Raw genomic sequence first — 24,983 nt, 5'->3', positions numbered from 1 at the left:
GGTCTGCGTTACTCCCTTACAGACGGCGCATCGCGAGGCACGTGTCACCAGGATGGAGGTGTCCGACTGTGAAGAACCTGCTCGAGATCGTCGTCGACAAGTCGTTCGCGGCCCACCGCGTCAGCTGAAGTCCCTGACGCACCACGCGTCCGAGGACGCACACCCGCCGGGACCGGCCCCCTGCCGGTCCCGGCGGGAAGCCCGCGCACGGCACCCCAGCACCGAAGAAGAGGAAGGAGTGCGCGCATGCCCCCGCACACGTACGTGCCGACAACCGTGCCGGCCACCGCGCCAACCGCGCCGCCAACCGTGCCGGCACCCGGTACGACACCCCGCGCCCGGGACTGGCCGCGGCTGACCACCGTGCCGGAGAAGATCCACTACTACACCGACGACCTCGCCTTCCGCGAGGGCTGGGCGACCGCCCGCAGGGCTCTCGGCGACTTGTGGGCAACGGCCCTCCAGCGGACCGCACTGCTCACCCTGCGGCCCGACGGCATCGCGCACGAAGCCCTCGACGGCACGCTGGCCTACCTCGCCGGCCACGGGTTCGAGGTGATTGCCGCGCACCCCGTGCGCTACGGGGCGAACCGGGCCCGCGAACTGTGGCGCTACCAGTGGAACGCGGCCACCGCCGACCGCCTCGCGGTGACCCGCGAAGTACTGGAGGCGGGCGACGGACTGCTGCTCGTGTGCTTCGCCGCCGGACCTCTGACCACGCCCGCGAGCTCGCTGTGCGCCCGGACCAAGGGCTCCGCCCTGCCGGAAGCGCGCCGGCCCGGCGACCTGCGGACCCTCCTGGGCGCTCCCAACCGCGTGCTCACCCTGGTGCATGCCGCCGACGAACCCGCCGACGTGCTGCGCGAGCTGCCCGTGGTCCTGTCCCGCACGGACCAGGCCGCGACCTGGCGGGCCGTCCGCGAAGCCGAGGACGCCCGGCGCGCCGGCCGGCCGCCGCGGACCGTGCTTCCCGTACCGCCCCCGTCCAGGGGGCCGCTGCCCGAGCTGCCCGCCGCCGTACGCACCCTGCTCCGGCACACCGCGGAGCACCCCCACTCCGCGGCCCGACGGCTGGGCGCCCTGCTGGACGCGCTGGTCCGCGCCCCCCACGACGCCCCGCAGCACTGGCGGGAGCACGGCTTCGACTGGGAGCTCTGGGCCACCGCGCTCGACTCCTGCGGAGCCGACCACCGGAGCTGGGAGTCCCTGGTGGTGGCGAGCCACGCCGTGGTGTCCAACCTCGCGGCGGACTCCCTCATCCGGGGAGCCGGCCGGAGCCGTTGGCTGAACGGGGAAGGAGACTTCGTTGCCGTCTGAACCGAGCGGCGCCCGCGCCGTACTCCTCTCCGACCCCCCGCGCCCGGCCCTCGTTCCCGACGCCGGATCGCTCGAACGGAGCGTCCACGCCGCGGCCTCGGCCGACCGGCTGAGACTGCCCCTCAACGCCAACGAGAACGGCCTGACCGCCCGTACCGCACGGGTCCTGGCCACTCCGCTGGGCCAGCGGTACCTGATGGACGTCGAACGCGAGGTCTGCGTCTTCGGGCGCAACGCCGCCTTCGCCGGGATGCCCGCGGTGAGCGGCCCCGTGAAGGCCGGACGCGAGGCGCTGCGGCGGATGCTGGGCGCGGACCGGGTCACGCTGGACTGCCTGTCCGGCGTGCACGCCATGACCAGCGTGGTGCTCGCCGCCACCCGGCCCGGAGACACCGTGATGACGGTCCCCTCCGATCAGGGGGGCCACCACTCGACGGCGCCGATCCTGGCCAGTGCCGGACGCCGCCACGCTTTCACCCGCTACGACCGGGCGGCCGGCGCCTTCGACGTGGCCGGTACCGCCCGGGCCGCCGCGCAGGAGGGCGTCACGGCGCTGTACCTGGACACCTCGGTGCTGGTGGAACCGGTTCCGGTACGGGCGCTGCGGGCCGCGCTCCCGCCGCACGTCACCATCGTGGTGGACGCCAGCCACCTGCTCGGTCTCGTCCTCGGGGGAGCCTGCCCCAACCCCCTGGACGAGGGCGCCGACATCCTGTGCGGCAGCACCCACAAGACGTTCCCCGGACCGCAGAAGGGCATCGTCGCGGTGCGGGACGGCCGGCGGTTCGGTGCCGCCATGGACCTGATCGAGGGCTCCCTGGTGTCGTCCGTGCACACCGCGTCGACGCTGGCCCTCGCCATCGCCCTGGTGGAGTTCGAGGAGTACGGGGCCGAGTACGCGCACCGGACCGTCGCCAACGCCCAGGCGCTCGGCCGTGCGCTGACCGCCCGGGGGCTGACCGTGCGCACCACCGCGGAGGGCCGGTTCTCGCGCACGCACCAGGTGCACTGCCGCATCGAGGACGACCGCGCCACCGCCTTGCACCGGTGCCTGGCCAACGGCATCACCACCAGTGTGAGCGGCGCCCTCGGCGACCACCGCTTCCTGCGCCTCGGCGTGCAGGAAGTCACCCTGCGCGGGATGCGCGAGGACGCCATGGAAGACCTTGCCCGACTGATACGTACCGCCCTGGACGGCGGCGACTGCCGCGCGGACGTCGAACGGACCGTGCGGCGGTTCCCGGCAGCGACTTACGGAGCATCATGAGCACCACCGTGACCCTGGGCGGTACCGACACCCTTGGCACCGCCGCATACGGAGCGTTCCGCTCCTACCTCGACTCCACGTACGGCACCAAGGCCGAGCGGACCGTAGCCGGGCTCTCGGTGGGATATCCCACGGCCCGCGCGCTGGACCTGCCGCACGCGGCGCTCGCCACCCTCGCCCCGTTCCGGGACGGCCGGGCCGTCCCGCGGCCCGGCTACGGCTGGGAGCAGGGGTCGGCCGAACTCCGCGCCGACCTGCTGGAACTGGAGAACCTGCGCACGGGGTTCGGCTACCGGCCCGAGAACATCGCGGTCTGCGCGGGCGCCACCTACGCGGTGAACCGGGTGGTGGAGCACGTCTTCGAGACCACCGGACCCGGTCACGTACTGGCGATCGCACCGACCTTCTACCGGATGCTGGGCCGTCTCATAGAACGCGGCGAGCTGCGTTCGGTCATCGGCGCCCCCGCGGACGGCTACGTACCCGATCCGGCGCGGATCGAGGCCGCGCTCACCGCGGAGACCCGGGCGCTGTTCCTGGTCAACCCCTCCAACCCGTTCTTCCAGTACTACGGGGACGACTGGCTGACCGAGGTGGTGGCGCTCGCGGGCCGGCACGGCCTGCCGGTGGTGGTCGACGAATCCGGCGACGTCTTCCCGGGCGACGGCCGCTACCACCGCAACCCGCCCGCGCTCGGCGCCGACCACGTCATCCGGATCGTCACCGCCTCCAAGCGGTACCTGATGGCGGAGTACCGGCTGGGCTACGTCCTCGCGTCGGCCCGCGTCATGGGCACCAAACTCCACGGCCTGGTGCGGACCCTGGGCGACGACATGGGCAACCCGCCGCTGGCCGGGAACACCCTGTGGTCCCACCTGGTGCGGCACGAGGCGCTGCACGACAGGGGCGGGTCCTGCCCGGACCCCGGGTGCGACGAGGCCGAGGTGTGGCGGCGCAACCGGAGCTGGCTGGCCGACCGGGCGGCCCAGGTCGCCGAGTTCTGCGCCCGCAACGCGGATCTGGTCGACCGGATTCCCGCGGACTGCAACTACAACACCACGGTCAAGCTGCACGCCCCCGGATTCGACACCGACCTCGCCCTGCAGGAAGAGCTGCTGCAAGGCCACGGCGTCGCCCTGTGCCCCGGCTCGGGTTTCGGGCTGCCCGCCGCATCCCTGCACTTCCGTATCACCCACGCCATCGACGAGGGCGAACTGACCACCGGACTCCGCGGGCTGGAGTCCTTCTTGCGAAAGGAACGCACGTCGTGACCAGTGAGCTGCTTCAGCTGCACACCCAGGTCAGCACCGAGCTGCAGACCCCGTTCGGAGGCTTCACCGTCTCGGTGCCACCGGGGGAGCCCGGACTGTCGGACCGGACGTGCGTGGCCCTGCACCGCGGGCCCCTGGACCTGCCGGGCACCCTGGTACGGATCCACTCCGCCTGCCTGTTCAGCGAGACCTTCGCCTCGATGGACTGCGACTGCGCCGACCAGCTGCGCAGCTCGATGGAGCTGATCGCCCGCGAGGGGCGCGGCGTGATCGTCTACCAGTACCAGGAGGGCCGGGGCCAGGGCCTGGAGGCGAAGATCCGAGGCATGGCGGTGATGGACCGGGAGAACCTGACCACCGCCGGTGCGTACGCCTCCCTCGGGCTGGCCGCGGACGTACGGGGCTACGAGGCCCCCCTGGCCCTGCTCGACGTGCTCGGCCTGCACCGCACGATCCGGGTGATGACCCGCAACCCGCGCAAGCTGGCCGCGCTCTCCGGCGCCGGGTACGAGGTGCGCGAGGTGGTCCCGCTGGACTACCCGATGACCCCGCGCGTGCGTGCGTACGTCGCGTCCAAGCAGACCGAGCTGGGCCACCTTTCCGATCTCCCCGAGAACTGATTCACCCCAGACCTGAATCCCCCCAGAGGTGGTCACCCCAGACCTGATCACCTCTCACCTCTCACCCGAGCACCCCCCCCCAGAACCGATCACCCGGGACCGCACCCGTCACTGCCGCGGCCCGACCCGTCCGAGGAGGACCACATCCCATGCGCGTGTCCCACCAGATAGCCGAAATCCTGCGCGACTCCGGTTTCGCCCGTGTCTTCGGCGTGCCCGGCCGCGAGGCCAGTGCCATCGACTTCCTGCTCGACGGCGACGCCGGCGTCGACCCCGCCGGCGCCCCGGCCCCCGGCGACGGCGCCGGGCGACTGCCCGACGGTTCCGCCGGCCTGCCGTTCGTCCTCACCCGCCACGAGTACACCGCGGCCGGCATGGCGATCGGCGCCTCCCGGGCCACCGGCGAAGCCCAGGCGTGCTGGGTGACACTGGGCCCCGGCGTCACCCACATCATGTCCGGCTGCGCCACCGCCATGCTCGACCGCAACCCGGTGCTGATCCTGGGTGCCCAGATCGAGACCGGAGCCATCCGGCACAACGAGGCGCACCAGTGCCTGGACAACGTGGCCCTCATGCGGCCGATCACCAAGTACGCGGCAGAGGTGCACGATCCGGCGGACGTGCCCCGCGTGCTCGCCGAGGCGATCGCCGCGACCCGCACCGGCCGTCCGGGCCCGGCCTTCGTCAGCCTCCCCATCGACGTGCTCGAAAGCGAGGCGGTGGCGGCCCTGACCGCCCCGGTCGTCCCGGCCCCGCCGGCCCCCTCCTGGGGTGCGGCGGAGGTCAGCCACTGGGCGGACGCCCTGCGCTCGGCCCGCACCCCGTTGATCGTCGCCGGTGACGGCGTCGTCAAGACCGGCCTCGCACCGCAACTGGCCGCCTTCGCCCGGAAGTTCGAGATCCCGGTCGCCGCCACCTACACCGCGCACGGCGTCGTCCCCGTCGACTCCGAACTGTACGGCGGTGTCATCAGCTCCTACGCGGACGTGCTGTTCGAGATGAAGTACCTCGACGCGATGTTCGCCGACACCGACCTCATCCTCCTGGCCGGCTACGACTCCATGGAGCACTACCCCAACACCTGGCGCGGCCGCGGTGGCACGAAGCGGGTGCTGGCGCTGTCCGAGTGGGAGCAGGACGACAGCGCGTTCGGGGCGGAATCCTCACTGGTCGGCGCCCCCGCCCTGTTCCTCGACCAGCTGGCGGAAGCGCTGGGCGACCACCGGCGGCCCGTCACCCACATGCCGGTGCCCGGCGGCAGCCTGGTGCCCGAGGACGGCAGCGGGCCGCTGCGCGGCCCGGAGATCCTCAGCGCCCTGTCCAAGGCGTTCGGCCGGTTCCGGCTCGCCGCGGACATCGGAATGAACCGCCACCTGAGCGGTGTCCACTTCACTCCCGGCGCCGCGGGCGACTACATCACCTCACCGGGCCTGTCCGGTTTCGGCATCGGCCTTCCCCTCGGCATGGGTGCGGCCCTGGCCGACCCCTCGACCCCCGTGGTGGTGCTCGCCGGAGACGGCGGCTTCCACTCCAACAGCGGAGACCTGGAGACGGCCGCCCGACTCGGCCTCAAGCTCGTGGTGATCGTCGCGGACAGCACGGGGAACGGACTGATCCAGCGCTACCAGGCACTCGGCAAGGACGTCAGCCGGCGGGCCGACCTCACCGCGAGCAACCCGGTGGACTTCGTCAAGCTCGCCGAGGCCAACGGGGTCCCGGCCGTACGGGCCGAGAGCTTCGACGCCCTGCTCGACGCGCTCACCGCGAGCGCCGCCACCCCCGGACCCCTGCTGGTGCACGCCCCGGTGAGCTACGGGGACCTCTTCATCAACGCGTACGAGAAGAAGGCCCCTGCCGCTGCCTCTACCCCTGCCCCTGCCCCTGCCTCTACCTCTGCCCCTGCCCCTGCCCCTGCCCCCGCCCACGCGGGCGCCGAGCCCGTCGCCCTGGCCTCGTAGCCCCCGTTCGAGACCAGCAGCAGGCAACGGAAGGACGGACCGGCGATGCGACCGGAACTCATTCCCGCGGCGGAAGCGGCCCGCCTCGGTGACCGGGAAACCCTCACCGAGCTGTTCGGCGGCAAGGCGGCGGACCTGGTGGAACTGCACCGGGACGCCGGGGGCGACAGCGAGACCCACGTGGTGCCGTTCCGCCTCGTGGCGGCCGGGCTCCTGCGGTCGGCGGCAGCACGCGGCACCCGCCGGTGGACCCATGCCGAGGTGCCGGCACTGGACGAGACGCCCGGCAGCGCGGGGAGCGGAGGGCGCTACGCCGAACTGCTCGCCGCACTGCCCGGCTTCGACGAGATCGCCGGACACGACACCGCACTGCGCCTGTCGCAGCGATGGCCCACGGGCCGGCCGGTCCTGCCCGGTGCGGACTCCAGCATCCTGGTGCGGGACTGGTCCACCTGGACCGCCCAGGTGGACGCCCTCGTAGGGGGCCTCTACAAGGCGTACACCACCCTGTGCCGCACCGGCGCACTGGCCGGCCGGGGATGGCGCGACGCGGGCCTGATCATCACGCCGCGCATGCCCGGCATCGTGACCAAGGGAACCGTCTACAGCCACGGCGACCGCTTCGCCGTGGAACTGGCCGAGGCCGCCGGAACACGGCCCTCCCACTACGCCACCAGCCCTGCGGCGCTGCACCGGACACCGTTCCTGCGGCCCGGGGAAGCGGCCCGGCTGCTGGAGGCGGTGAGGCGGCTGCGGCTCGACCCCGAAGCGGGCGTCACGGACCTGGAGTTCGTCATCTCCCGGACCGGGCTCATCACCTTCCTGCAACGCCGGCTCCTGCCGGCCCCGGCGGCGCCCTCCCGCGCGGAGGTGGCCGGTCCCGTACTGGACCTGCGCCGCCACGACCGGGCCACGGGGCTGCGCAAGCTCGCCGACGCCGGTGACCGGCTCGCCCACCACGTCGTCGTCCTTCCCCACCTGGACCCCGCCCGTGCGGATGCCTTCGCCCTCCTGGCCGGATGCGTCCGGGGCCACCACCCCGCGCCCGCCGCGCTGCTGTGCGCGGAGGACACCGGCCACGCCCGGTTCGGCATGCGCAGCCACCTCACCTGGACGGTCGAACACTTCCTGCCCGGCACGGCGGTCGCGCTGCTGCCCGCCGGAGACCCGGGCCCCTCGTCGCACGAGGCCCGGCTGGAGACCGGGACCCACGACTGGCCGAGGCGCTGGCGGCTCGCCCCGCCGGGCCCCACGGCCCACCGCGCACCCCACCTTCCCCACCTGACCCACGCGCCCCTGCGAAAGGACCACCCCCCGATGTCCCCGTACGACCCCGCCGCCGACCCGGACGGCCCGCGCCCGCTCGACGCCGCCACGGAGCTGCACCTGGCCAAGGACCACTACGACCGGCACGGCTTCGTCCACCTCCGCAACCTGCTCGACGCCGGCCTGGCGCCGCTGCTGCGCACCGAGTCCGACCGGCTGCACGGCGGCCCGCACGTCCACCCCGACAACGTCCGCACCCCATTCCGCAAGCAGTCCGGCGACGCCCCCGAACGCATGGACCCCGTCTGCGACATCTCTCCGCTCATCGACGGCGTCGCCCGCGACAAGCGGATCCTGGACCTGCTCACCGAGCTGTTCGAGGGCCGCCGTGCCTCGCTGTTCAAGGACAAGCTGATCTTCAAGATGCCCGGCACCAAGGGCTATACCGCGCACCAGGACGCCGCCTACTTCCCGGACGGCCACTCCGCCTCCGTCTCGGTCCAGATCGACGCCGCCGACCAGGACAACGGCCTCCTCAGCTTCTTCTCCGGCTACCACCGCACCCTGCTCACCCCGCCCGGCGAACTGCGCAACTGGACCGACGAGGAAGAGGCCGCCTGGCTGGATCCGGCCCGCGAGTACGCGCCCACCACGCTCCCCGGTGACGTCATCGTCTTCTCCGGACTCACCCCGCACCGCAGCGGCCGCAACGTCTCCGACCGCGCGCGCCGTTCGCTCTACCTCACCTACCTCGCCGGTGGAACCGAAGACCTGCGCACCGAGTACTACGAGGCGTACATCGGCCGCTTCGCCACCGACGGACGCTTCTTCCGGTGACCGCGGCAAGGAGCCGGCGCGAACACCCCGCGATCGAACTGCACGGCGTGGGCCGGATCTACGCCGAAGGCGGGCGCCGGCACACGGCCCTGGAAGACGTCTCCCTCACCGTCGCGCGCGGCGAAGTGGTCGGGCTCCTGGGCGAGAACGGGGCGGGCAAGACCACTCTGACCAAGATCCTCGCCACCTTGCTCCTGCCGACCACCGGCACCGCCCGCGTACTGGGGGCGGACGTGGTGCGGGATCCGACGGCCGTCCGTGCCGTGCAGTCCGTCGTCTTCGGCGGCGACCGCGGGCTCTACACACGTCTGTCGGGCCGGGAGAACCTGCGCTTCTTCGGCATGCTGGACGGACTCCCGCACCGGCAGCTCACCGCGCGCCTTGAACCGGCGCTCGCCGAGGTGGGCCTGGGCGAGGCCGCCGACCGCAAGGTCTCGACGTACTCCAAGGGCATGCGCCAACGGCTGCACATCGCCATCGGGATGATCTCCCGGCCGCAGGTCCTGCTGCTGGACGAACCCACCGTCGGGCTCGACCCCCTCGAAGCCGCCCGGCTGCGCAGCGCCGTCGGCGCCCTGCGCGCCGACGGGGTCACGGTCCTGCTCACCAGCCACCACCTCCTGGACATCGAGGAACTCGCGGACCGGGTCGTGCTGCTGGAGCAGGGACGCATCACCCGCGACATGTCCGTCTCCTCGTTCGCCGCCCTGCTCGGCTACGTGGCCACCGTCATCGTCCACGGCACCGGCCCCGCGCCCGCCACCGAAACCCTGGACACCGTGGACACCATCAGCCCGTTCACCCTGCACCGGTCGGCCGACCGGCCGGACGGCTGGCGCCTGGAACTGCGGCTCGCCCGCTGGTCACCCCAGGTCCTCAGCGCTCTGGGCCGGACCCTCTCCGACGCCACCCTCACCGGCATGGACGTCCAGCCCGCCAGGCTCGAGGACGCCTACCTCCACCACCACACCGTACGAGGCCCCCTGTGACCGCCCCGGCCTCCGTGCGCCCGCTGCGCGTACTGGCCACCGCGGCCCGCGCCCAGGTCCTCGCGGTGGCCGGCAACCCGGTGACCCTGCTGACCTCGATAGCCCAGCCCGTCGTGTTCTACGTCCTGGTCGCCGCCCGCCACCCCGCCGACTCCGGGGACCGTGCCGCCCTCCTCGTCGCGACCTTGCTCACCTCCCTCTGGGGCGCCACCCTGTGGACCGGCGGCGGCACCCTCCGCCGGGAGATCGCCGAGGGCACCCTCGCCCGCACCCTCACCAGCACCACCGATCCGCGCCTGGTCGTCCTCGGCAAATGCCTCGGCGGCACCCTGCTCATCCTGGCCGGGCTGCTCACCACCGGCACCGGGCTCGCCCTGGCCGACGGAATCACCGTCCCGGCCCGCGCCCTGCCCGCGCTGCTGCTCGGCTCCGCCCTGGTGGCGGTCTCCGGCATGGCCATGGGCTACGTACTGGCCAGCGTGTTCGTACTGACCCGGCACGCCGTGCACGTCACCGCCGCGCTCACCTATCCGGTGATGATCGTCAGCGGTCTGCTCATCCCGGTGAGCCTGCTGCCGGAACCACTGCCCTGGTTCTCCCTCGGCATCAGCCTCTACTGGGCCAACCGCTTCCTGGCAGCCGCCGCGGGCGGCGCCGACCCGCCGCTCTGGACGCTGGTCCCGCTGGTGCTGCTGACCGTCGTGTACCAGCTGGCCGGGCACCTCCTGTTCAGCCGGGTCGTCGAACGGGCCCGCGCGGACGGGACGGTGGACCGTGAATGAGCTGCTGCGCCGCTGTCTGGCGACGGTCCGCACCGGCGGACTGCTCTACTTCTCGGCCAACCCCGTACGCGTCCAGCTCGTCACCGACCTGCCGAGGATCCTGCTGCAGGCAGCCTTCCTGATCATGCTCGGCCGGATGGCAGGCGGACCGGGAGCCGCCGCCGACGCACTCGCCGGCGCCACCGCCTTCGCCATCAGCGCCCTGGTGGTCGTGGGACTGTGCGACGTGCCCATGGACGACGAATGGTCCGGCACCCAGCACCGGATCCAGACCGGCGTACTGCCCCCGGTCCTGGTCCACCTCTGCCGGGCCCTGCCCCACCCGATCGCCGGAATCGCGGCCGGCGCGGCGGTGCTGGCCGTGGACGGCCCGCTGCTCGGCCTGGGCGCGACCAGTACCGCGCTCCTGCCCGCCACGCCGCTCTACCTGCTGATGGCCGTCACCTCGACCGGGTTCGGACTGGCCGTCGCCGTCCTGGCCGTCGGCCGCCGCGCCGACGTGCTGTTCGGCAACCTGGCGGCCTACCTGGTGCTCGCTCTCTCCGGAGTGCTGGCGCCGCGCGGGGCGGGCGTGCCCTGGCTCGTCCCGGTGGCCGACGTCCTGCCCGTGAGCCACGGACTGCACGCGGTGCGGGCCCTGACCGAACACCGCCCCTGGGCGCTCCAGGCATGGCTGGAGGCAGCGGTCGGAATCGGCTGGCTGCTCGTGGCCGTGCTGCTGGCCCGCTGGCGGATGCGGGTGCTGCGCCGCCCCCGCCCCCGCGCCCGTCCCGGCCGTACGACCATTCACCCCCAGGAGGAGAAACCGTGCCCGACGAGATCGAACGCAAATACCTGATCTGCCCGGACGCCCCGCTGTACGTTCCCCCCGGCACACCGATCCTGCAGGGATACCTGGCGGTCGGCGCCGACCACCGCGAGGCCCGGCTGCGCAGACAGGGGTCCCGGCACACGCTGACGGCCAAGAGCGGATCGGGGCTGGTGCGCAAGGAGTGGGAGACCGAACTGACCCCCGAGCAGTTCGACGCACTGTGGCCCGCCACGGCGACGGCCCGGCTGAGCAAGCTGCGCCACACGGTCACCGTTCCCGGCGCTCGCGCGGTGCTCGACATATATAGGGGCCGGCACCACGGCCTGCGGGTGGCGGAGGTGGAGTTCGAGGACCTCGCCGCGGCAGAAGCCTTCCGCCCGCCGGTCTGGTTCGGCCAGGAGGTGACCGGCCGGCCCGAGCTGGCCAACCAGTACCTGGCCCTGGCATCGCCGACTCAGATCAGCGCCCTCGCCGGGCTCGGCTGACCCCCCGCCCGAGACGATGCAGGACCGGGCGCGGCGCCGTATATCGGATGTAGATCCCGACACAGGATGCTTGGTACACGCACAGAGCGGGTCGCCCGGTGACCCGCAGACCAACTGGGCGCCAGCACGATCAACGGGGGAACCCTCATGAACCGTCCCGCCCGCACCACCGCCCCGCGCACCGCGACGGCCCTGGTCCTCTCGGCCTTCGCCGCGGCCCTGGCCCTCGGCTCCACGGTCCTGCCGGCCGATCGCGCCGACGACACCTCCGGCCGCCACGTCGTGGCCGACTCGGCGGCCGGATACCACAAGACCGACGACCCGCTGGAGTGGAACAGCAAGGAGTGACGCGGCGTACGGCTCCGGCCCTCGACCCGCGGCCCCGGCCTCACCCACCGAGCCGGGCCGCGAGGGCCCCCGCCGCCGCGGCGTCCGGAAGCCCCAACCGCTCGAACACCGTGCGGGCTTCCCCGGCACGGCCGCGGGCGTCCGCCTCGTCGCCCAGGTCGGCGAGGACCTCGGCCATCGTCATCAGCGCCAGACCGCGGTCACGGTTGCCGGACGGATCCGCGCACAACGCCAGAGCGCGCTCGACCTGCTCCAGGGCCTCCCCGGGGCAGCCCGAGGTACGCAGCACATCGGCGATCCGGGCCCGTGCCTTCGCCTCCTGCCGGGGCATCGGCACCGTTGCGCACACCTCGAGACACGCCTGGAAACTGTCGAGCGCCGACTCGTACCGGCCCAGCCTGTGCAGGGCCAGCCCGCGCAGCGACAGCGCGTAGACGGTGCTGGCCGGATCGTCCACGCCCCTCAGCTTCGCCAGTGCCCAGTCGCACTCGGCCAGCGCCTCGGCGGCCCGTCCGTCATGGATGCGGGCGAGTGCGCCGTTGAGCACGATGGTGAGCTCTCCCGACCCCTGCCCCAGCTCACGGGCCAGGGCGAGGGCCTGGTCGTAGCAGGCGACCGCGTCCTGGTAGCGGTGCTGGAACTGGGCGGTCAGCCCGCTGTCGTTGAGTGTCTGGAACAGGATCACCCGGTCCCCGGCCCGCTGCGAGGCGGCAGCCGCAGCCGCCGTATGACGGGCGGCGTCGGCCAGCCGGACGTCCTGGAGCGCGGCATTGCCCTGGACGAAGTGGGCGCGGCCCGCCGTACGGTCGTCGCCGCACCGCTCCCCGGCCTCCGCCACCTCCCGGGCGGCTGCCGCGAGCACCCCGTACGGAACGTCCTTGCCGAACGGGCTGATGGAGACCAGGAGGTCGATGGCCGTCGACAGCAGTCCGTCGTCCGCCGCCTCCCCGCCCACCGCCAGACGCACCGTGTGGGCGATCGCCTCGGACTCGGCCGCAACCCACTGGCGCGCGGCCCCGAGGCCGGCGAAACCGGGTGCGGGCCCCATGGCCGGGCGCAGGATCCCATCGGCCGAGTCCCCCGGAACCATCAGGGCGAACGCCGCCCGGCCACACGACAGATAGTGGTCCAGCAGGGCCGCCAGTGCCGGCGGCACGAGCTCCGCCCCCGGCAGGTCCAGGGCGAAGGAACGCACCAGGGCGTGATAGCGGTACCGGCCCGGCGACGGCGATTCCAGCAGCGCCGCGTCGACCAGCGACTCCAGCGTGTCCTCCGCCCCCCACCGGTCCAGCCCCAGAGCGGTGGCCGCCGCGTCCAGGCCGAGTCCGTACCGGGCCAGGGGAGCCAGCACCCGGAACGCCCGCGCCTCGGCCGGTGACAACTGCTGGTGGCTGAGCGAGAACGCCGCCGCCACGGCCAGGCTGCCCGACCGCAGCTCACCGATGCGGCGGTGCTCGTCGGCCAGCCGTCCGGCCATGGTGGCCACCTTCCACGACGGCCTGGCGGCGAGTCTCGACGCGGCGATCCGCAGGGCCAGCGGCAGGTGGCCGCAGGCGGCCACCAGATCCGCGCACGCGTCGGGCTCGGCCTTCACGCGCTCGGGCCCGACGATCTGGCACAGCAGCGCTCCCGCCTCGGCATCGTCGAGGGTGTCGAGCGCGATGCGCAGCGTGGTGGGCAGACCGGCCGGCTGGGAACGCGAGGTGACCACCACGGCGCACTCCGCGGAGCCCGGGAGCAACGGCCGCAACTGCTCGTGATCACGTGCATCGTCCAGGAAGATCAACACCCTGCGCCCGTCGAGCACCGTGCGGAAGAGACCCGCCCGGCCGTCGGTGTCCATCGGCAGCATCTCGGCGGACACCCCGAGGGCCGTGAGCAGCGTACCGAGCACGGCGCCGGAATCAGCCGGTTCCCGTTCGCTGCCGCGCAGGTCGGCGTGGAGCTGCCCGTCCGGATAGAGGTCCTTCGTACGGTGCGCCGCCCGGAGCGCGAGGGCGGTCTTGCCCACGCCGCCCATCCCCGTGACGCACAGCACGGGCGGCGTGTCCCGGTCGGGCTCGGCCAGCGCGGCGCACATCCGGCCGAGTTCATCGCTGCGGCCGGTGAAGTCGGCGGTGTCCGGCGGCAGCCACTTGGGAACGTCCGGTACCGCCGCCACCCCCGCGGCGGCTCTCGCGGCAGGCACCGCGGCAGGCACCGCGGCGCGAACGGAGGCGGCCGGCGTGCGCAGCGCCCCGTCGGGGTCGCCGGCGAGGATCACCCGCTGCAGGGCCTGCAGCTCCGGGCCGGGGTCCACCCCGAGCTCCTCGGCGAGCACCTGCCGGGCCCTGCCGAAGACGTCCAGCGCGTCGGCCTGCCGCCCCGTGCGGTACAGGGCCTGCATCAGGAACCCGTACGACCGCTCGCGCAGTGGGTGCTCGCGGGTGAAGACGCGCAGGTCCGGTACGAGCGTGGTGTCCTCCCCGCACTTCAGGTCGCACTCGAAGCGCTCCTCCAGCAGGGCGAGGCGCAGCTCGGCCAGCCGGTCGCGCTGCTGCGCCGCGAACGGCCCGGGCACCCCGGCGAGCGGCTGGCCCCGCCACAGCCCGGCCGCCTCCGCCAGCAGGACGCGGCAGTCCTCGTACCTGCCCTCCGAGCGCGCCGCCGAGGCCCGGACGGCGAGCTCCTCCGCGATGTGCACGTCCACCTGTCCCGGTGCTGCGTCCAGCCGGTAGCCGTCGCGCATCGAGACCAGGATCCGGGGGGTCGCACGGTCCACTTCGAGGGTCTGGCGCAGCCGCCAGGCGTACGTGCGCAGATTGGCCAGAGCGGAGTCCGGGGCGTCGTCTCCCCAGATGGCCCCGATCAGCTCGTGCGCCGCCGCGCCGCGCCCCGAACGCAGGAGCAGCGCACACAGCAGGGCTTGCTGCTGAGGCGAATTGCCGCCGGTGGGATGGCCGTCGCGCTCGATCCGCACCTCACCGAGGAGGGTGAAATAGAGCTCTTCCACGACACCACCACATATTCCGTATCGCGAGCCGAGGACCCTGCACGGAAGGATTACGGATGCCATGGCGGGAGGTGGCGACTGCGCTGATCGAACTGAGTTACGTAGATTAACCGATCGGCGGACGAAGCCGGGCATCTCCGCCGGCCCCCCGCCGAGCAGGAGGCACTGCTCCCGCGGGCAAGGCCGGGGCCGTTGCCTAGCCTGCCCGGAGACCGACCGCCAGCGTCAGTTCAAGGACCCGGTGCGGCGAGGCGAGGTCCGGGAACAGCTCGCGCAGCTGCGACATCCGGTACCGGACCGTCTGGGGATGGACGAACAGCGCCGCCGCCACCTCGTCCCGCCGGCCCTGGTGCAGCAGCCACGCCCGCAACGTCTCCTCCAGCCGCCGTGCGGTCGCGACGGGCAGGGTCCGCAGCGGTGCGAGGGCTCGGGCACGCAGGTCTGCGAACGCGTCCGCGTCGGCGCTCAGCACCAGCTCGGGCAGGTGGTCCTCGGTGTCGCGAATATCGGCGGAGAGGGAGCGTGCGCGTACGGCTCGTGCGTACGAGGCGGACGCACGGGTCCACGGCCGGGCCGGTCCGACCACGGCGGTGCGGTCGGTCAGCTGCCGCAGGAGGTGTGATCGGTCGGCGTCGGGGACGAGCAGCACACCGGTGGCATCCGGCAGATCGTCGAGGACGAGGGTGCCCGGGTCGAGCGCGCGGTAGGCGGGCCGGGCCTGGGCGGCGGGCAGCAGGACCGCGGTCAGCGAAACCGGAGGCTGCCACCCGGCCCGTTGAACAGAGGCGAGCAGCACGTCCGGGCTCGCGCCGGCGAGGAGATCGCGTGCCAGGTGTTCCAGGTGGCGCTCGTGGTCCCGGCCCCGGGCGGCCAGCTCGTCGGCGTGGCCCGCGGCGCTCGCGGCGGAGAGCTCGTCGATGTAGGCGAAGGTCAGCTCGGCGAACTTGGCGACCTCGGCGGCGGGCAGACCTGCGGGTACGGCACCCGCTGCCAGGCATCGCCAGGCCACACGGGCGCCGACGCGGTAGGCGCTGAGCAGGGCGTCCATCGAACGGCCGTCGCGCACCTCGCCGCGGCCCAGCTCGTAAGCGGCGTCATCGCCGTCGCCGCCCGTCACGTTCCCGCTCGCGAGGTCCAGGTAGTGCCCCAGCGCGGTGCGGACGGATCGGCGGATCGTGGCGCCCATGCGGCCCGAAAGGGCGTTGGCGTAGGACGGGACCTCGTCGATGATCGCCTGGACGACCTCGTCGGCGGTGGTCTTCAGCGCGGCCCGAAGTACGGTGACCGTCGTCTCATCCAGGGCCAGCTCGGTGGCCCTCCGGAGTGCATGGCTCATATTTTTGTTCCTTGCGAACAATCCAGCTGGCCAGATTCACGTCTTACGGACAGGACTTTACGCTCTGAGGCACATCAAGCTGGAGCCATGACGAGTGCAGCCCTCCGCAGTAGGGCGTGGAAACTGCTGGAGATGGTCACGACGCCGCTGCTGCCGTCGGATTACCTCGACCTGGTCAGCCCGCTGCGCGCGGGCGCCGACCTGCGGGGGCGCATCGAGGCCGTGCACCCCGAGACGGGGGACGCCGCGACCATCGTGATCAGGCCGGGACGGGGCTGGCGCGGCCACACGGCCGGCCAGTACGTGCGGATCGGGGTCGACGTCGACGGGGTGCGCCTGTGGCGCGCCTACTCGGTCACCTCGCCGACCGACCGCCGGGACGGCCGCCTCACGATCACCGTGAAGGCGATCCCGGACGGAAAGGTCAGCAACCACCTGGTCCGCAGGGCGAAACCGGGCACGCTGATCCAGCTCGACCAGCCGGCCGGTGACTTCGTGCTGCCGCAGGCCAAGCCCGCCAAGGTGCTCTACCTGACGGCCGGCAGCGGCATCACGCCCGTGATGGGCATGCTGCGCGACGTCGAGCTCGACGACGCCGTCATGGTCCACTCCGCGCCGCAGCCGCACGACGTGATCTTCCGCAGCGAGCTGCACGACCTGGTCGCGGCCGAGAAGCTGCGGCTCACCGAGGTGCACACCGATACGGACGGCATGCTCGACATCGCCCGTCTCGGCGAACTCGTGCCCGACTGGGCCGAGCGCGAGACCTGGGCCTGCGGGCCCGCGGGCCTCCTCGACGCCGCCGAAGCGCACTGGACCGAACACGGCGTACGAGAGCGCCTGCACACCGAACGCTTCCGCCCCGGCATCGTCGTCGCCGGCGACGGCGGCGAGGTCACGTTCAGCGTCACCGGCAAGACCGTCGACGCGGACGGCGCCACGCCGTTGCTGGACGTCGGCGAGGAGGCCGGCGTGCTCATGCCCTCCGGGTGCCGCATGGGCATCTGCTTCGGCTGCGTCACGCCGCTCAAGGCGGGCGCCGTCCGCGACCTGCGCACCGGAGAGATCACCGAGGCCGAGCCGGGCGTCCTCATCCAGACCTGCGTGTCCGCCGCGGCGGGCCCTTGCGACATCGAACGGTAGGAGCACCTTGACCGCCATCGACCCCACCGCCCACCTGACCGCGGAGCAGATCGACGAGCTCGGCCGCGAGCTGGACGCGATCCGCGACGAGGTGATCGCCGGCCGCGGCGAGAAGGACGCCGCCTACATCCGCAAGGTCATCTCGGCGCAGCGCAAGCTCGAGCTGGTCAGCAGGGGCGTGCTGCTGTTCTCGATCTTCCCGCCCGCGTGGCTGATCGGCACCGCCGGACTGTCCGTGGCGAAGATCATGGACAACATGGAGATCGGCCACAACATCCTGCACGGCCAGTGGGACTGGATGCGGGACCCGAAGATCCACTCCACCACCTGGGAATGGGATCACGTCTCCCCGTCCGAGCAGTGGAAGCACTCGCACAACGAGCTGCACCACACGTACACCAACGTGATCGGCAAGGACAACGACCTCGGCTACGGCATCATGCGCGTCGACGAGGACCAGAGGTGGCACCCGTTCCACCTCGGCCAGCCGCTGTGGAACTTCATCAACGCCTGCTTCTTCGAGTACGGCATCGCGGCGTACGACCTGGAGCTCGCCAAGAACCTCCACAAGCGCCGCCGCAACAACCCGGAGTTCCGCGCGCGGGCCAAGGCCGTCGGCCGCAAGATCCGCAAGCAGGTCCTCAAGGACTACGTGATCCACCCACTCCTTTCGGGCCCGTCGTTCCTCCCCACACTCGCCGCCACCTTCACCGCGAACCTGGTCCGCAACCTCTGGACCCACTCGGTGATCATGTGCGGGCACTTCCCCGAGGGCGTACAGGTCTTCGAGCGCCGGTCGATCAAGGGCGAGACGCGCGGCCAGTGGTACCTGCGCCAGATGATGGGCTCGGCGAACATCAGCGGCAGCAAGGCCATGCACTTCATGACCGGCAACCTGTCGCACCAGATCGAGCACCACCTGTTCCCGGACCTGCCGAGCAACCGCTACGCCGAGGTCGCGGTGAAGGTGCGCGCGCTGTTCGAGAAGTACGAGCTGGAGTACGTCACCGGCCCGCTGCCCAAGCAGGTGTTCTCCGCATGGCACAAGGTCTTCCGGCTCTCGCTGCCGAACAAGAAGCCCAAGGTCAAGACCCCGGACCGCGAGCAGGAGCTCGTCGCCGCCTGAGGTGAGGGCCGTCTCGTCAGAACTTCTCCGGGAAGAACACGGCCAGGATCAGATAACCGGCCAGCGAGACCGCGACGACGATGCCTACGATGGTTTCCGTGCTCACGCGTACCCGACTCCTCTGTGCGCCTTCAACCCGACCAGCGAACACCAGGGGTGGCGCGCACAGAACCTCCCTGACGCGCTCCTGACGGCTCTCGGCCAGGACTTTTACGGGGCGTTGACGGCCGATGCGCCGACAGGGTGAAGGCCTGGCGGTGTGTCCTCGGGCCTGGACGTCGGCCGTCAGGCCGGCGATGCAGGCGAGTGCGAGGTGTTCGCGGCGCCGGTCGGGCACGGTGACCACCGCGATGTCCTCGTAGGCGCTGCCGAGGAAGTAGGTACAGGCGACGGAGAGGACCCGGTCCTTCGTGAAGGCCGCCCAGCCGTGGCCGGAGGCGGCGAGACCGGCGGGACCGCCCCAACTGCCGTGGATCCAGGCGTTCTCGGAGTGCAGTTCGGAGAGCGCCGGAGCGTCCTCGGGCGTCAGCCGCCGCACCGTGACGCCACGCAGCGGCCGGGGGAGGAGCGCCTTCGCCTGGTGGACATACACCATCCGGGGCGGTGCGTCAGCGCATCGGCGGGCGAGCAGTGTGCGAGGCCGGGCGCACCGTATGCGGTGGCCGGTCGTCGTGGCGCAGAGCGCTGTTCACGTCGCCCATCCAACTGCCGTGCGAGGCCGGACTCAAGGAGGCCGCCCCGACCTTGACACCACTCTGATACGGGTGGCCGCGGAGGGGCCGGGACCGCCGGGCCACACACGCTCCGCAGGGCATCAGCGGTGCGTCAAGGTCACCGCCGCCGGCGTATGGACGTCGTCAACGCCTGCCGTGGCGGAGGGAATCCGCTGTTCTCTGGTGGTCGCATGTCCATGGGGGATGGCGACGAACAGGAAGGCGGCACGCCGATGACCCGGGTGCTGGTGGTGGACGACGAACCGCGGCTCGCGCGGATGCTGGTCATCAATCTGAAGGCCCGCACCTACGAGGTGGACTGCGCGCACGACGGGCGCGCGGCCCTGGACTCCGTGGCGGCCCGCCGCCCGGACGCGGTCCTGCTCGACCTCGGGCTGCCCGACATGGACGGCATCGAGGTGCTCAGGCATCTGCGCGGATGGTCCCAGGTGCCCGTCCTCGTGGTCTCCGCCCGCCACGACTCCGAGGAGAAGATCCAGGCCCTCGACGCGGGCGCCGACGACTACGTCACCAAGCCCTTCAGCATGGACGAGCTGATGGCCAGGGTGGCGGCCGTCGTACGCCGCACGCCGGCCCACGTCGCGGCCGTCGCGAACGAAGCGGTCGTGGAGACCGAGGAGTTCACCGTCGACCTGCTCGCGAAGAAGGCCAGGCGCGGCGGGGTGAACATCAGACTCACGCCGACGGAATGGCACCTGCTGGAGGTCCTGATCCGCAACCGGGGCAAGCTCGTCAGCCAGCGGCGGCTGCTTCAGGAGGTGTGGGGATCCTCGTACGGGACGCAGACCAACTACCTGCGGGTGTACATGGCCCACCTCCGGCGGAAGCTGGAAGCGGACCCGTCGCACCCCCGCCATCTGATCACCGCCCCGGGCATGGGGTACCGCTTCGACGCGTGAGCGCGGCCCTGTTTCGGAGGGCCGTCAGGCGGTGTGGCCGACGAGGAGGTCGGCGAGCTTGTCGAGGCGCTTGACGGCGCGGTCCTCGGTGGCGGCGCCGACCGGGGCGACGCGCTCGGCGCCCTCGGCGGCCGGCGCGCCCTCGTGTCCGTAGAGGGAGAGCAGGCCGGTGTCGCACACGCCGGGGTTGACGGAGACGGCGGTGACGCGCGGGTCGGCCGCGAAGACGGTCAGGGCCGGCTGCGACTGCGCGTACGCGGCGAGGCGGGAGTAACACCGCACGCGCTGCGGGTCGTTCCACTGAACGGCGCCCGAACGGTGCAGTGCGGAGGAGACGTTGACGACGCGTCCGCCGGGGTCACTGGTGAGGGCGGGCTCCAGGAGGGTGGTGAGGAGGTAGTGGGCAAGGAAGTTGACCTGGAAGGAGATCTCGTTGCCGTCGGCGGTGAGCGGGCGCCGTAGGGCGTCGGGGATGCCCGCGGAGGCGATCAGCCGGTCGGTGGCCGATCTTCGTAGCGCGGACCGCTGTTCATGACCCCGTCCCAGCGCACGGGGGATGCGGCGGCAAGCACCTGAACGTGCCTTTGACGGCCTTCTGATGGCCGTGGGGGATACCGGAAGCGGACGGCTCACGTGTTTCCGTGGGCACGGGCCGATGGATACCACGCTGTCAGGTGACCACCGAGGTCGGCAGTTCCGCGGTGACCGGCGGGGCGCTGCCCGCTATGGGGAGGGTGATGACCATGGTGAGGCCGCCGCCGGGGGTGTCCTCGGCGGTCAGGGTGCCGCCGATGGCCTCCGTGAAGCCTCGGGCGACCGCGAGGCCGAGGCCGACTCCGGCGCCGCGCGGGGCGTCGCCGTGGCGCTGGAAGGGTTCGAAGATGCGGTCCTTGGCCTCGTCGGGGACTCCGGGGCCGCGGTCGACGACGCGCAGTTCGACGCGGCTGGCGAGGGCGCTGGCCGAGACGTTGACCGGTTGGCCGGCGGGGCTGTACTTGACGGCGTTCTCGACGATGTTGGCGACGGCCCGTTCCAGCAGCCCGCGGTCGACGGCGATCATCGGCAGGGTTTCGGGGATGTCCAGGAGGACGCTGTCCTCGGGTACGCCGCCCAGGGCCATGGGGACGACCTCGTCGAGGTCGGTCTCGCGGATCAGCGGGACGACGGTGCCGGTGTTGAGGCGGGACATGTCGAGGAGGTTCCCGATCAGCGCGGCGAGGCGGTCGGCGCCGTCCTCGATGCCTTCGAGGAGCTCGGCCTTGTCCTCCTCGGACCATTCCACGTCGTCGGAACGCAGCGAGCTGACGGAGGCCTTGATGCCGGCGAGCGGGGTCCTCAGGTCGTGGCTGACGGCGGCGAGCAGGGCGGTGCGGATGCGGTTGGCTTCGCCCAGTGCGCGGGACTTCTCGGCCTCGTCGACGAGGCGCCGGCGGTCGAGTACGACGGCTGCCTGCGCGGCGAAGGCGCCGAGTACGCGGCGGTCCTCGGCCCGGAGCACCCGGCCGGTCAGGGCGAGGGCCATGTTGTCGCTGATGGGCAGGTCGACGTCCGCGTCCTCGGGCCGGCCGACGGCCCCGGTGCCGACGGATGCGGCGGTGGTCCAGGGGTCGACCTCGCTGGTGCGTTCCAGGAGGACGACCGACTGCATGGCGAAGGTTTCGCGCAGCCGTTCCAGGAGGGCGTCGAGGGAGTTCTCGCCGCGCAGGACGCTGCCCGCGAGGAAGGAGAGGATCTCGGACTCGGCGCGCAGGCGGGCGGCTTGGTGGGTACGGCGGGCGGCCAGGTCGACCACGGAGGCCACCGACACGGCCACACCCACGAAGATCGCGATGGCGACGATGTTCTTGGGGTCGGAGATCGTGAACTCGTGCAGCGGCGGCGTGAAGAAGTAGTTCAGCAGCAGGGAGCCGAAGGCCGCCGAGGCCAGCGCGGGGAGCAGTCCGCCGAGCAGGGCCGCCGCCACCGTGAAGGTGAGGAAGAGCAGCATGTCGTTGGCGAGCCCGAGGTCGGGGACGACCTGGTTCAGCAGCAGCGCGAGCAGCGCCGGGCCGGCCACACCGGCGATCCAGCCCCAGATGATGCGCGAACGCCCGAGCCGTGCGCCGCGCGCGACGGGCAGGCTCCGGCCCTTGGCGGCTGCGTCGTGGGTGACGATGTGGACGTCGAGGTCGGGTCCGGACTCGCGGGCCACGGTGGCGCTGACGCCGGGGCGGAACACGGACTGCCAGGAGCGGCGGCGGCTGACGCCGAGCACGATCTGGGTGGCGTTGCAGCCGCGGGCGAACTCCAGCAGCGCGTCGGGGACGTTGTCGCCGATGACGTGGTGGAAGGTGCCGCCGAGGTCCTCCACCAGGGTTCGCTGGACGGCGAGTTCCTTGGGCGAGGCCGAGGTCAGCCCGTCGCTCGCGGCGACGTAGACGGCGAGGACCTCGCCGCCGGAGCCCTTCTCGGCGAGACGGGCGGCTCGGCGGATCAGCGTACGGCCTTCCGGGCCGCCGGTGAGGCCGACGACGATGCGTTCGCGGGCCTGCCACGTCGAGCGGATGTTGTGCTCGCCGCGGTACTCCTGGAGGTACTCGTCGACCCGGTCCGCGACCCACAGCAGCGCGAGCTCGCGCAGCGCGGTGAGGTTCCCGGGCCGGAAGTAGTTGGACAGGGCCGCGTCGACCTTGTCGGGCTTGTAGACGTTGCCGTGGGCCATGCGGCGGCGCAGCGCCTGCGGGGACATGTCCACCAGCTCGATCTGGTCCGCCCGCCGGGCGACTTCGTCGGGGACGGTCTCGCGCTGACGGACCCCGGTGATCGTCTCGACCACGTCGCCCAGCGATTCGAGGTGCTGGATGTTGACGGTGGAGACCACGTCGATGCCGGCCCGGAGGAGTTCCTCCACGTCCTGCCACCGCTTGGTGTTGCGCGAGCCCGGCACATTGGTGTGCGCGAGCTCGTCCACCAGGGCGACGGCGGGGCGCCGCGCCAGGATCGCGTCCACGTCCATCTCGGCGAAGGCGGAGCCGCGGTACTCGATCTCGCGCCGCTCGATGAGTTCGAGGCCGTGCAGCATGACCTCGGTGCGCGGTCGGTGGTGGTGCTCGACGAAGCCGACGACGCAGTCGGTGCCCCGCTCGATCCGGCGGTGCGCCTCGGAGAGCATCGCGTACGTCTTGCCGACGCCCGGCGCCGCGCCGAGGTAGATGCGGAGCTTGCCGCGTCCCATGTTCCGTCTCTTCTTCTGTGTGCTGAGGATGGAGAGCTGAGGATGGAGGGCCGGTGATCAGGGCTCGAAGCGGTAACCCATCCCCGGTTCGGTGATCAGGTAGCGCGGGTGCGAGGGGTCCGCTTCCAGCTTGCGCCGCAGCTGGGCCATGTACACGCGCAGGTAGTTGGTGTTCTCCCCGTACGTCGGTCCCCAGACCTCCAGCAGCAGCCGACTCTGGGTGATCAACCGGCCGGGGTGGGTGATGAGGATCTCCAGCAGGTGCCATTCGGTCGGGGTCAGCCGTACGGTGCGCTCGCCCCGGTGCACCTTCTTCGCGATCAGGTCGATGCTGAACTCGTCGGTCGTGACGACGGAGACCTCGGCCGACCGGGAGGCCTCGGGCGCCTCCTGCCTGCGCGTGGCCGCCCGCAGGCGGGCCAGGAGCTCGTCCATGCTGAACGGCTTCGTGACGTAGTCGTCCGCGCCGGCGTCCAGGGCCCGGATCTTGTCCTCGGAGGTGTGCCGGGCAGAGAGGACCAGGATGGGGACCTTGCTCCAGCCGCGGACGCTCTTGATGACTTCGATGCCGTCCATGTCGGGGAGTCCGAGGTCGAGCACTATGACGTCCGGCTTGCGGGCGGCCGCGAGCCGCAGGGCCGTGCCGCCGTCGGAAGCCTCTTCGACTTCGAACTTGCGCGCCTGGAGGTTGATCTTCAGTGCGCGGACGAGCTGCGGGTCGTCCTCCACCACCAGCACCCGGGTCATCGGTGTGCAGCCTTTCCTTCGTTGCGGGCACGGCAAGAAGCCGGCGGGGCGCCGGGGCCCTCCCAGCGGTAGCTGGGGGAGCTTCCGCGCCCCGCCGGCTTCGTTGACCGTGCGGTGTGGAACATCAGCTCTTGGACAGCGCCTTCAGGGCGATGTTGAGTTCGAGGACGTTGACACGGGGTTCGCCCATGAAGCCGAGCGTCCGGCCCTCGGTGTGGTCGGCGACGAGCTTCTCGACCTGCTGGACGTCGAGCTTGTTCTGCTCGGCGACCCGGTGGATCTGGAGCTTGGCGTACTCGGGGGAGATGTCGGGGTCGAGGCCGGAGCCGGAGGAGGTGACGGCGTCGGCCGGCACGTCCTCGGGCTTGACCGTGTACCCGGCGGTGGAGTTGTCGGCGATGACGGCGTCCTTGGCGGCGATGACCTGGGCGCAGAGGGTGCCCTCCTCCGCCTGGTCGGTGCACTTGCCGTTGATCGCGCCGTTGTCGGCGGAGCGGTTGGTGGCGCCGGAGAGGATCAGCGAGTACTGGGTGTTGACGCTGTTGGAGCCGAGGCCGTTGGAGGGGCGAGGCTGGAACCACTTGAGGTCCGGCTTGACCGCCTCCTCCGCGTCGTCGGGGTCCTTCTTCGGCAGGCTGTAGGTCTGCCCGATGAGCGAGGAGCCGACGACCTGGCCGCTCTTGTCCTTGATCTCGGAGCCGTTGGCCTTGTCGTTGAAGGCGGCCTGGGCGATCCCGGTGACGGCGAGCGGGTAGATGACCCCACAGATGACCGTGAGGACGAGCAGGGCTCGCAGGCCGGCGCCGATCAACCGTGCGGTGTTGCCTACAGAGTTGTTCAT

The 24,983-nt window shown here is 72.0% G+C and carries 21 protein-coding genes; 14 read left to right on the top strand and 7 right to left on the bottom strand.

Going from position 1 to position 24,983, the window contains the following annotated elements:
- Positions 1-246 precede the first annotated feature (246 nt).
- From ACFWNV_RS13895 to ACFWNV_RS13845, 11 genes are all read left to right on the top strand, one after another.
- Positions 247-1,317: a hypothetical protein gene (locus ACFWNV_RS13895; protein WP_383945384.1), complete on the top strand. Its 1,071-nt coding sequence runs from the start codon at positions 247-249 to the stop codon at positions 1,315-1,317.
- Positions 1,307-2,584 carry a hypothetical protein gene (locus ACFWNV_RS13890; protein ID WP_383945381.1) on the top strand — a complete coding sequence of 426 codons (1,278 nt, stop codon included), beginning with the start codon at positions 1,307-1,309 and terminating at the stop codon, positions 2,582-2,584. The genes ACFWNV_RS13895 and ACFWNV_RS13890 overlap by 11 nt, the downstream gene beginning before the upstream one ends.
- The gene (locus tag ACFWNV_RS13885; protein WP_383945380.1) at positions 2,581-3,855 is read left to right on the top strand and encodes an aminotransferase class I/II-fold pyridoxal phosphate-dependent enzyme; all 1,275 of its coding nucleotides are present in this window, start codon (positions 2,581-2,583) and stop codon (positions 3,853-3,855) included. Before ACFWNV_RS13890 ends, ACFWNV_RS13885 begins: the two co-directional genes overlap by 4 nt.
- A complete protein-coding gene (locus ACFWNV_RS13880; protein WP_383945377.1) occupies positions 3,852-4,475 on the top strand; it encodes a GTP cyclohydrolase II in 624 nt (207 codons plus the stop codon). Before ACFWNV_RS13885 ends, ACFWNV_RS13880 begins: the two co-directional genes overlap by 4 nt.
- A 149-nt stretch (positions 4,476-4,624) precedes the next feature.
- Positions 4,625-6,433: a thiamine pyrophosphate-binding protein gene (locus ACFWNV_RS13875; RefSeq protein ID WP_383945375.1), complete on the top strand. Its 1,809-nt coding sequence runs from the start codon at positions 4,625-4,627 to the stop codon at positions 6,431-6,433.
- 45 nt (positions 6,434-6,478) lie between these two features.
- Positions 6,479-8,536, top strand: coding sequence for a phytanoyl-CoA dioxygenase family protein (locus ACFWNV_RS13870; protein ID WP_383945372.1), 2,058 nt, complete (start codon positions 6,479-6,481; stop codon positions 8,534-8,536).
- Positions 8,533-9,525: an ABC transporter ATP-binding protein gene (locus ACFWNV_RS13865; RefSeq protein WP_383945369.1), complete on the top strand. Its 993-nt coding sequence runs from the start codon at positions 8,533-8,535 to the stop codon at positions 9,523-9,525. The genes ACFWNV_RS13870 and ACFWNV_RS13865 overlap by 4 nt, the downstream gene beginning before the upstream one ends.
- Positions 9,522-10,307 carry an ABC transporter permease gene (locus ACFWNV_RS13860; RefSeq protein ID WP_383945366.1) on the top strand — a complete coding sequence of 262 codons (786 nt, stop codon included), beginning with the start codon at positions 9,522-9,524 and terminating at the stop codon, positions 10,305-10,307. Before ACFWNV_RS13865 ends, ACFWNV_RS13860 begins: the two co-directional genes overlap by 4 nt.
- Positions 10,300-11,145, top strand: coding sequence for an ABC transporter permease (locus ACFWNV_RS13855; RefSeq protein ID WP_383945363.1), 846 nt, complete (start codon positions 10,300-10,302; stop codon positions 11,143-11,145). Before ACFWNV_RS13860 ends, ACFWNV_RS13855 begins: the two co-directional genes overlap by 8 nt.
- A complete protein-coding gene (locus tag ACFWNV_RS13850; protein WP_383945360.1) occupies positions 11,115-11,603 on the top strand; it encodes a CYTH domain-containing protein in 489 nt (162 codons plus the stop codon). Before ACFWNV_RS13855 ends, ACFWNV_RS13850 begins: the two co-directional genes overlap by 31 nt.
- A 147-nt stretch (positions 11,604-11,750) precedes the next feature.
- Positions 11,751-11,951, top strand: coding sequence for a hypothetical protein (locus ACFWNV_RS13845; protein WP_383945357.1), 201 nt, complete (start codon positions 11,751-11,753; stop codon positions 11,949-11,951).
- Between the two features lie 40 nt (positions 11,952-11,991).
- On the opposite strand, the gene ACFWNV_RS13840 is transcribed toward ACFWNV_RS13845, so the two are convergent.
- Together ACFWNV_RS13840 and ACFWNV_RS13835 are read right to left on the bottom strand one after the other, a co-directional pair.
- The gene (locus tag ACFWNV_RS13840; protein WP_383945354.1) at positions 11,992-14,943 is read right to left on the bottom strand and encodes a BTAD domain-containing putative transcriptional regulator; all 2,952 of its coding nucleotides are present in this window, start codon (positions 14,941-14,943) and stop codon (positions 11,992-11,994) included.
- Positions 14,944-15,139: 196 nt separating this feature from the next.
- Entirely contained in the window at positions 15,140-16,279 is a 1,140-nt protein-coding gene (locus tag ACFWNV_RS13835) for a PucR family transcriptional regulator (RefSeq protein WP_383945352.1), read from the bottom strand.
- Between the two features lie 132 nt (positions 16,280-16,411).
- Here ACFWNV_RS13835 and ACFWNV_RS13830 point away from each other — a divergent pair, with 132 nt between their 5' ends.
- Together ACFWNV_RS13830 and ACFWNV_RS13825 are read left to right on the top strand one after the other, a co-directional pair.
- On the top strand, positions 16,412-17,422 hold the full coding sequence (locus ACFWNV_RS13830) for a ferredoxin reductase (protein WP_383945390.1): 1,011 nt from the start codon (positions 16,412-16,414) through the stop codon (positions 17,420-17,422).
- Between the two features lie 7 nt (positions 17,423-17,429).
- A complete protein-coding gene (locus ACFWNV_RS13825; protein WP_383945349.1) occupies positions 17,430-18,548 on the top strand; it encodes a fatty acid desaturase family protein in 1,119 nt (372 codons plus the stop codon).
- A gap of 16 nt (positions 18,549-18,564) precedes the next feature.
- Here the strand turns inward: ACFWNV_RS13825 and ACFWNV_RS13820 are convergent, their stop codons facing one another.
- Positions 18,565-19,143: a GNAT family N-acetyltransferase gene (locus ACFWNV_RS13820; RefSeq protein WP_383945346.1), complete on the bottom strand. Its 579-nt coding sequence runs from the start codon at positions 19,141-19,143 to the stop codon at positions 18,565-18,567.
- A 351-nt stretch (positions 19,144-19,494) separates the two neighbouring features.
- On the opposite strand from ACFWNV_RS13820, the gene ACFWNV_RS13815 reads away from it, so the two are divergent.
- A complete protein-coding gene (locus ACFWNV_RS13815) occupies positions 19,495-20,181 on the top strand; it encodes a response regulator (protein ID WP_383945387.1) in 687 nt (228 codons plus the stop codon).
- 24 nt (positions 20,182-20,205) lie between these two features.
- Here the strand turns inward: ACFWNV_RS13815 and ACFWNV_RS13810 are convergent, their stop codons facing one another.
- From ACFWNV_RS13810 to ACFWNV_RS13795, 4 genes are all read right to left on the bottom strand, one after another.
- Positions 20,206-20,814 carry an SDR family NAD(P)-dependent oxidoreductase gene (locus ACFWNV_RS13810; RefSeq protein WP_383945343.1) on the bottom strand — a complete coding sequence of 203 codons (609 nt, stop codon included), beginning with the start codon at positions 20,812-20,814 and terminating at the stop codon, positions 20,206-20,208.
- Between the two features lie 37 nt (positions 20,815-20,851).
- A complete protein-coding gene (locus ACFWNV_RS13805; RefSeq protein WP_383945340.1) occupies positions 20,852-23,395 on the bottom strand; it encodes an ATP-binding protein in 2,544 nt (847 codons plus the stop codon).
- 57 nt (positions 23,396-23,452) lie between these two features.
- Positions 23,453-24,142, bottom strand: a complete 690-nt coding sequence (locus ACFWNV_RS13800; RefSeq protein WP_383945337.1) for a response regulator — start codon at positions 24,140-24,142, stop codon at positions 23,453-23,455.
- A gap of 124 nt (positions 24,143-24,266) precedes the next feature.
- Positions 24,267-24,983, bottom strand: coding sequence for a potassium-transporting ATPase subunit C (locus ACFWNV_RS13795; protein ID WP_383945335.1), 717 nt, complete (start codon positions 24,981-24,983; stop codon positions 24,267-24,269).

The organism is Streptomyces sp. NPDC058401, from assembly GCF_042722885.1.
Lineage (GTDB): Bacteria > Actinomycetota > Actinomycetes > Streptomycetales > Streptomycetaceae > Streptomyces.
This window is presented reverse-complemented; position numbering and strand designations above follow the sequence as displayed.

What these genes read in the sequence shown, in the direction of transcription:
- ACFWNV_RS13895 (WP_383945384.1), top strand. Translation starts at nt 247, where the DNA reads ATGCCCCCGCACACGTACGTGCCGACAACCGTGCCGGCCACCGCGCCA.
- ACFWNV_RS13885 (WP_383945380.1), top strand. Translation starts at nt 2,581, where the DNA reads ATGAGCACCACCGTGACCCTGGGCGGTACCGACACCCTTGGCACCGCC.
- ACFWNV_RS13875 (WP_383945375.1), top strand. Translation starts at nt 4,625, where the DNA reads ATGCGCGTGTCCCACCAGATAGCCGAAATCCTGCGCGACTCCGGTTTC.
- ACFWNV_RS13870 (WP_383945372.1), top strand. Translation starts at nt 6,479, where the DNA reads ATGCGACCGGAACTCATTCCCGCGGCGGAAGCGGCCCGCCTCGGTGAC.
- ACFWNV_RS13845 (WP_383945357.1), top strand. Translation starts at nt 11,751, where the DNA reads ATGAACCGTCCCGCCCGCACCACCGCCCCGCGCACCGCGACGGCCCTG.
- ACFWNV_RS13835 (WP_383945352.1), bottom strand. Translation starts at nt 16,279, where the DNA reads ATGAGCCATGCACTCCGGAGGGCCACCGAGCTGGCCCTGGATGAGACG.
- ACFWNV_RS13830 (WP_383945390.1), top strand. Translation starts at nt 16,412, where the DNA reads ATGGTCACGACGCCGCTGCTGCCGTCGGATTACCTCGACCTGGTCAGC.
- ACFWNV_RS13820 (WP_383945346.1), bottom strand. Translation starts at nt 19,143, where the DNA reads ATGGTGTATGTCCACCAGGCGAAGGCGCTCCTCCCCCGGCCGCTGCGT.
- ACFWNV_RS13815 (WP_383945387.1), top strand. Translation starts at nt 19,495, where the DNA reads ATGACCCGGGTGCTGGTGGTGGACGACGAACCGCGGCTCGCGCGGATG.
- ACFWNV_RS13805 (WP_383945340.1), bottom strand. Translation starts at nt 23,395, where the DNA reads ATGGGACGCGGCAAGCTCCGCATCTACCTCGGCGCGGCGCCGGGCGTC.
- ACFWNV_RS13800 (WP_383945337.1), bottom strand. Translation starts at nt 24,142, where the DNA reads ATGACCCGGGTGCTGGTGGTGGAGGACGACCCGCAGCTCGTCCGCGCA.
- ACFWNV_RS13795 (WP_383945335.1), bottom strand. Translation starts at nt 24,983, where the DNA reads ATGAACAACTCTGTAGGCAACACCGCACGGTTGATCGGCGCCGGCCTG.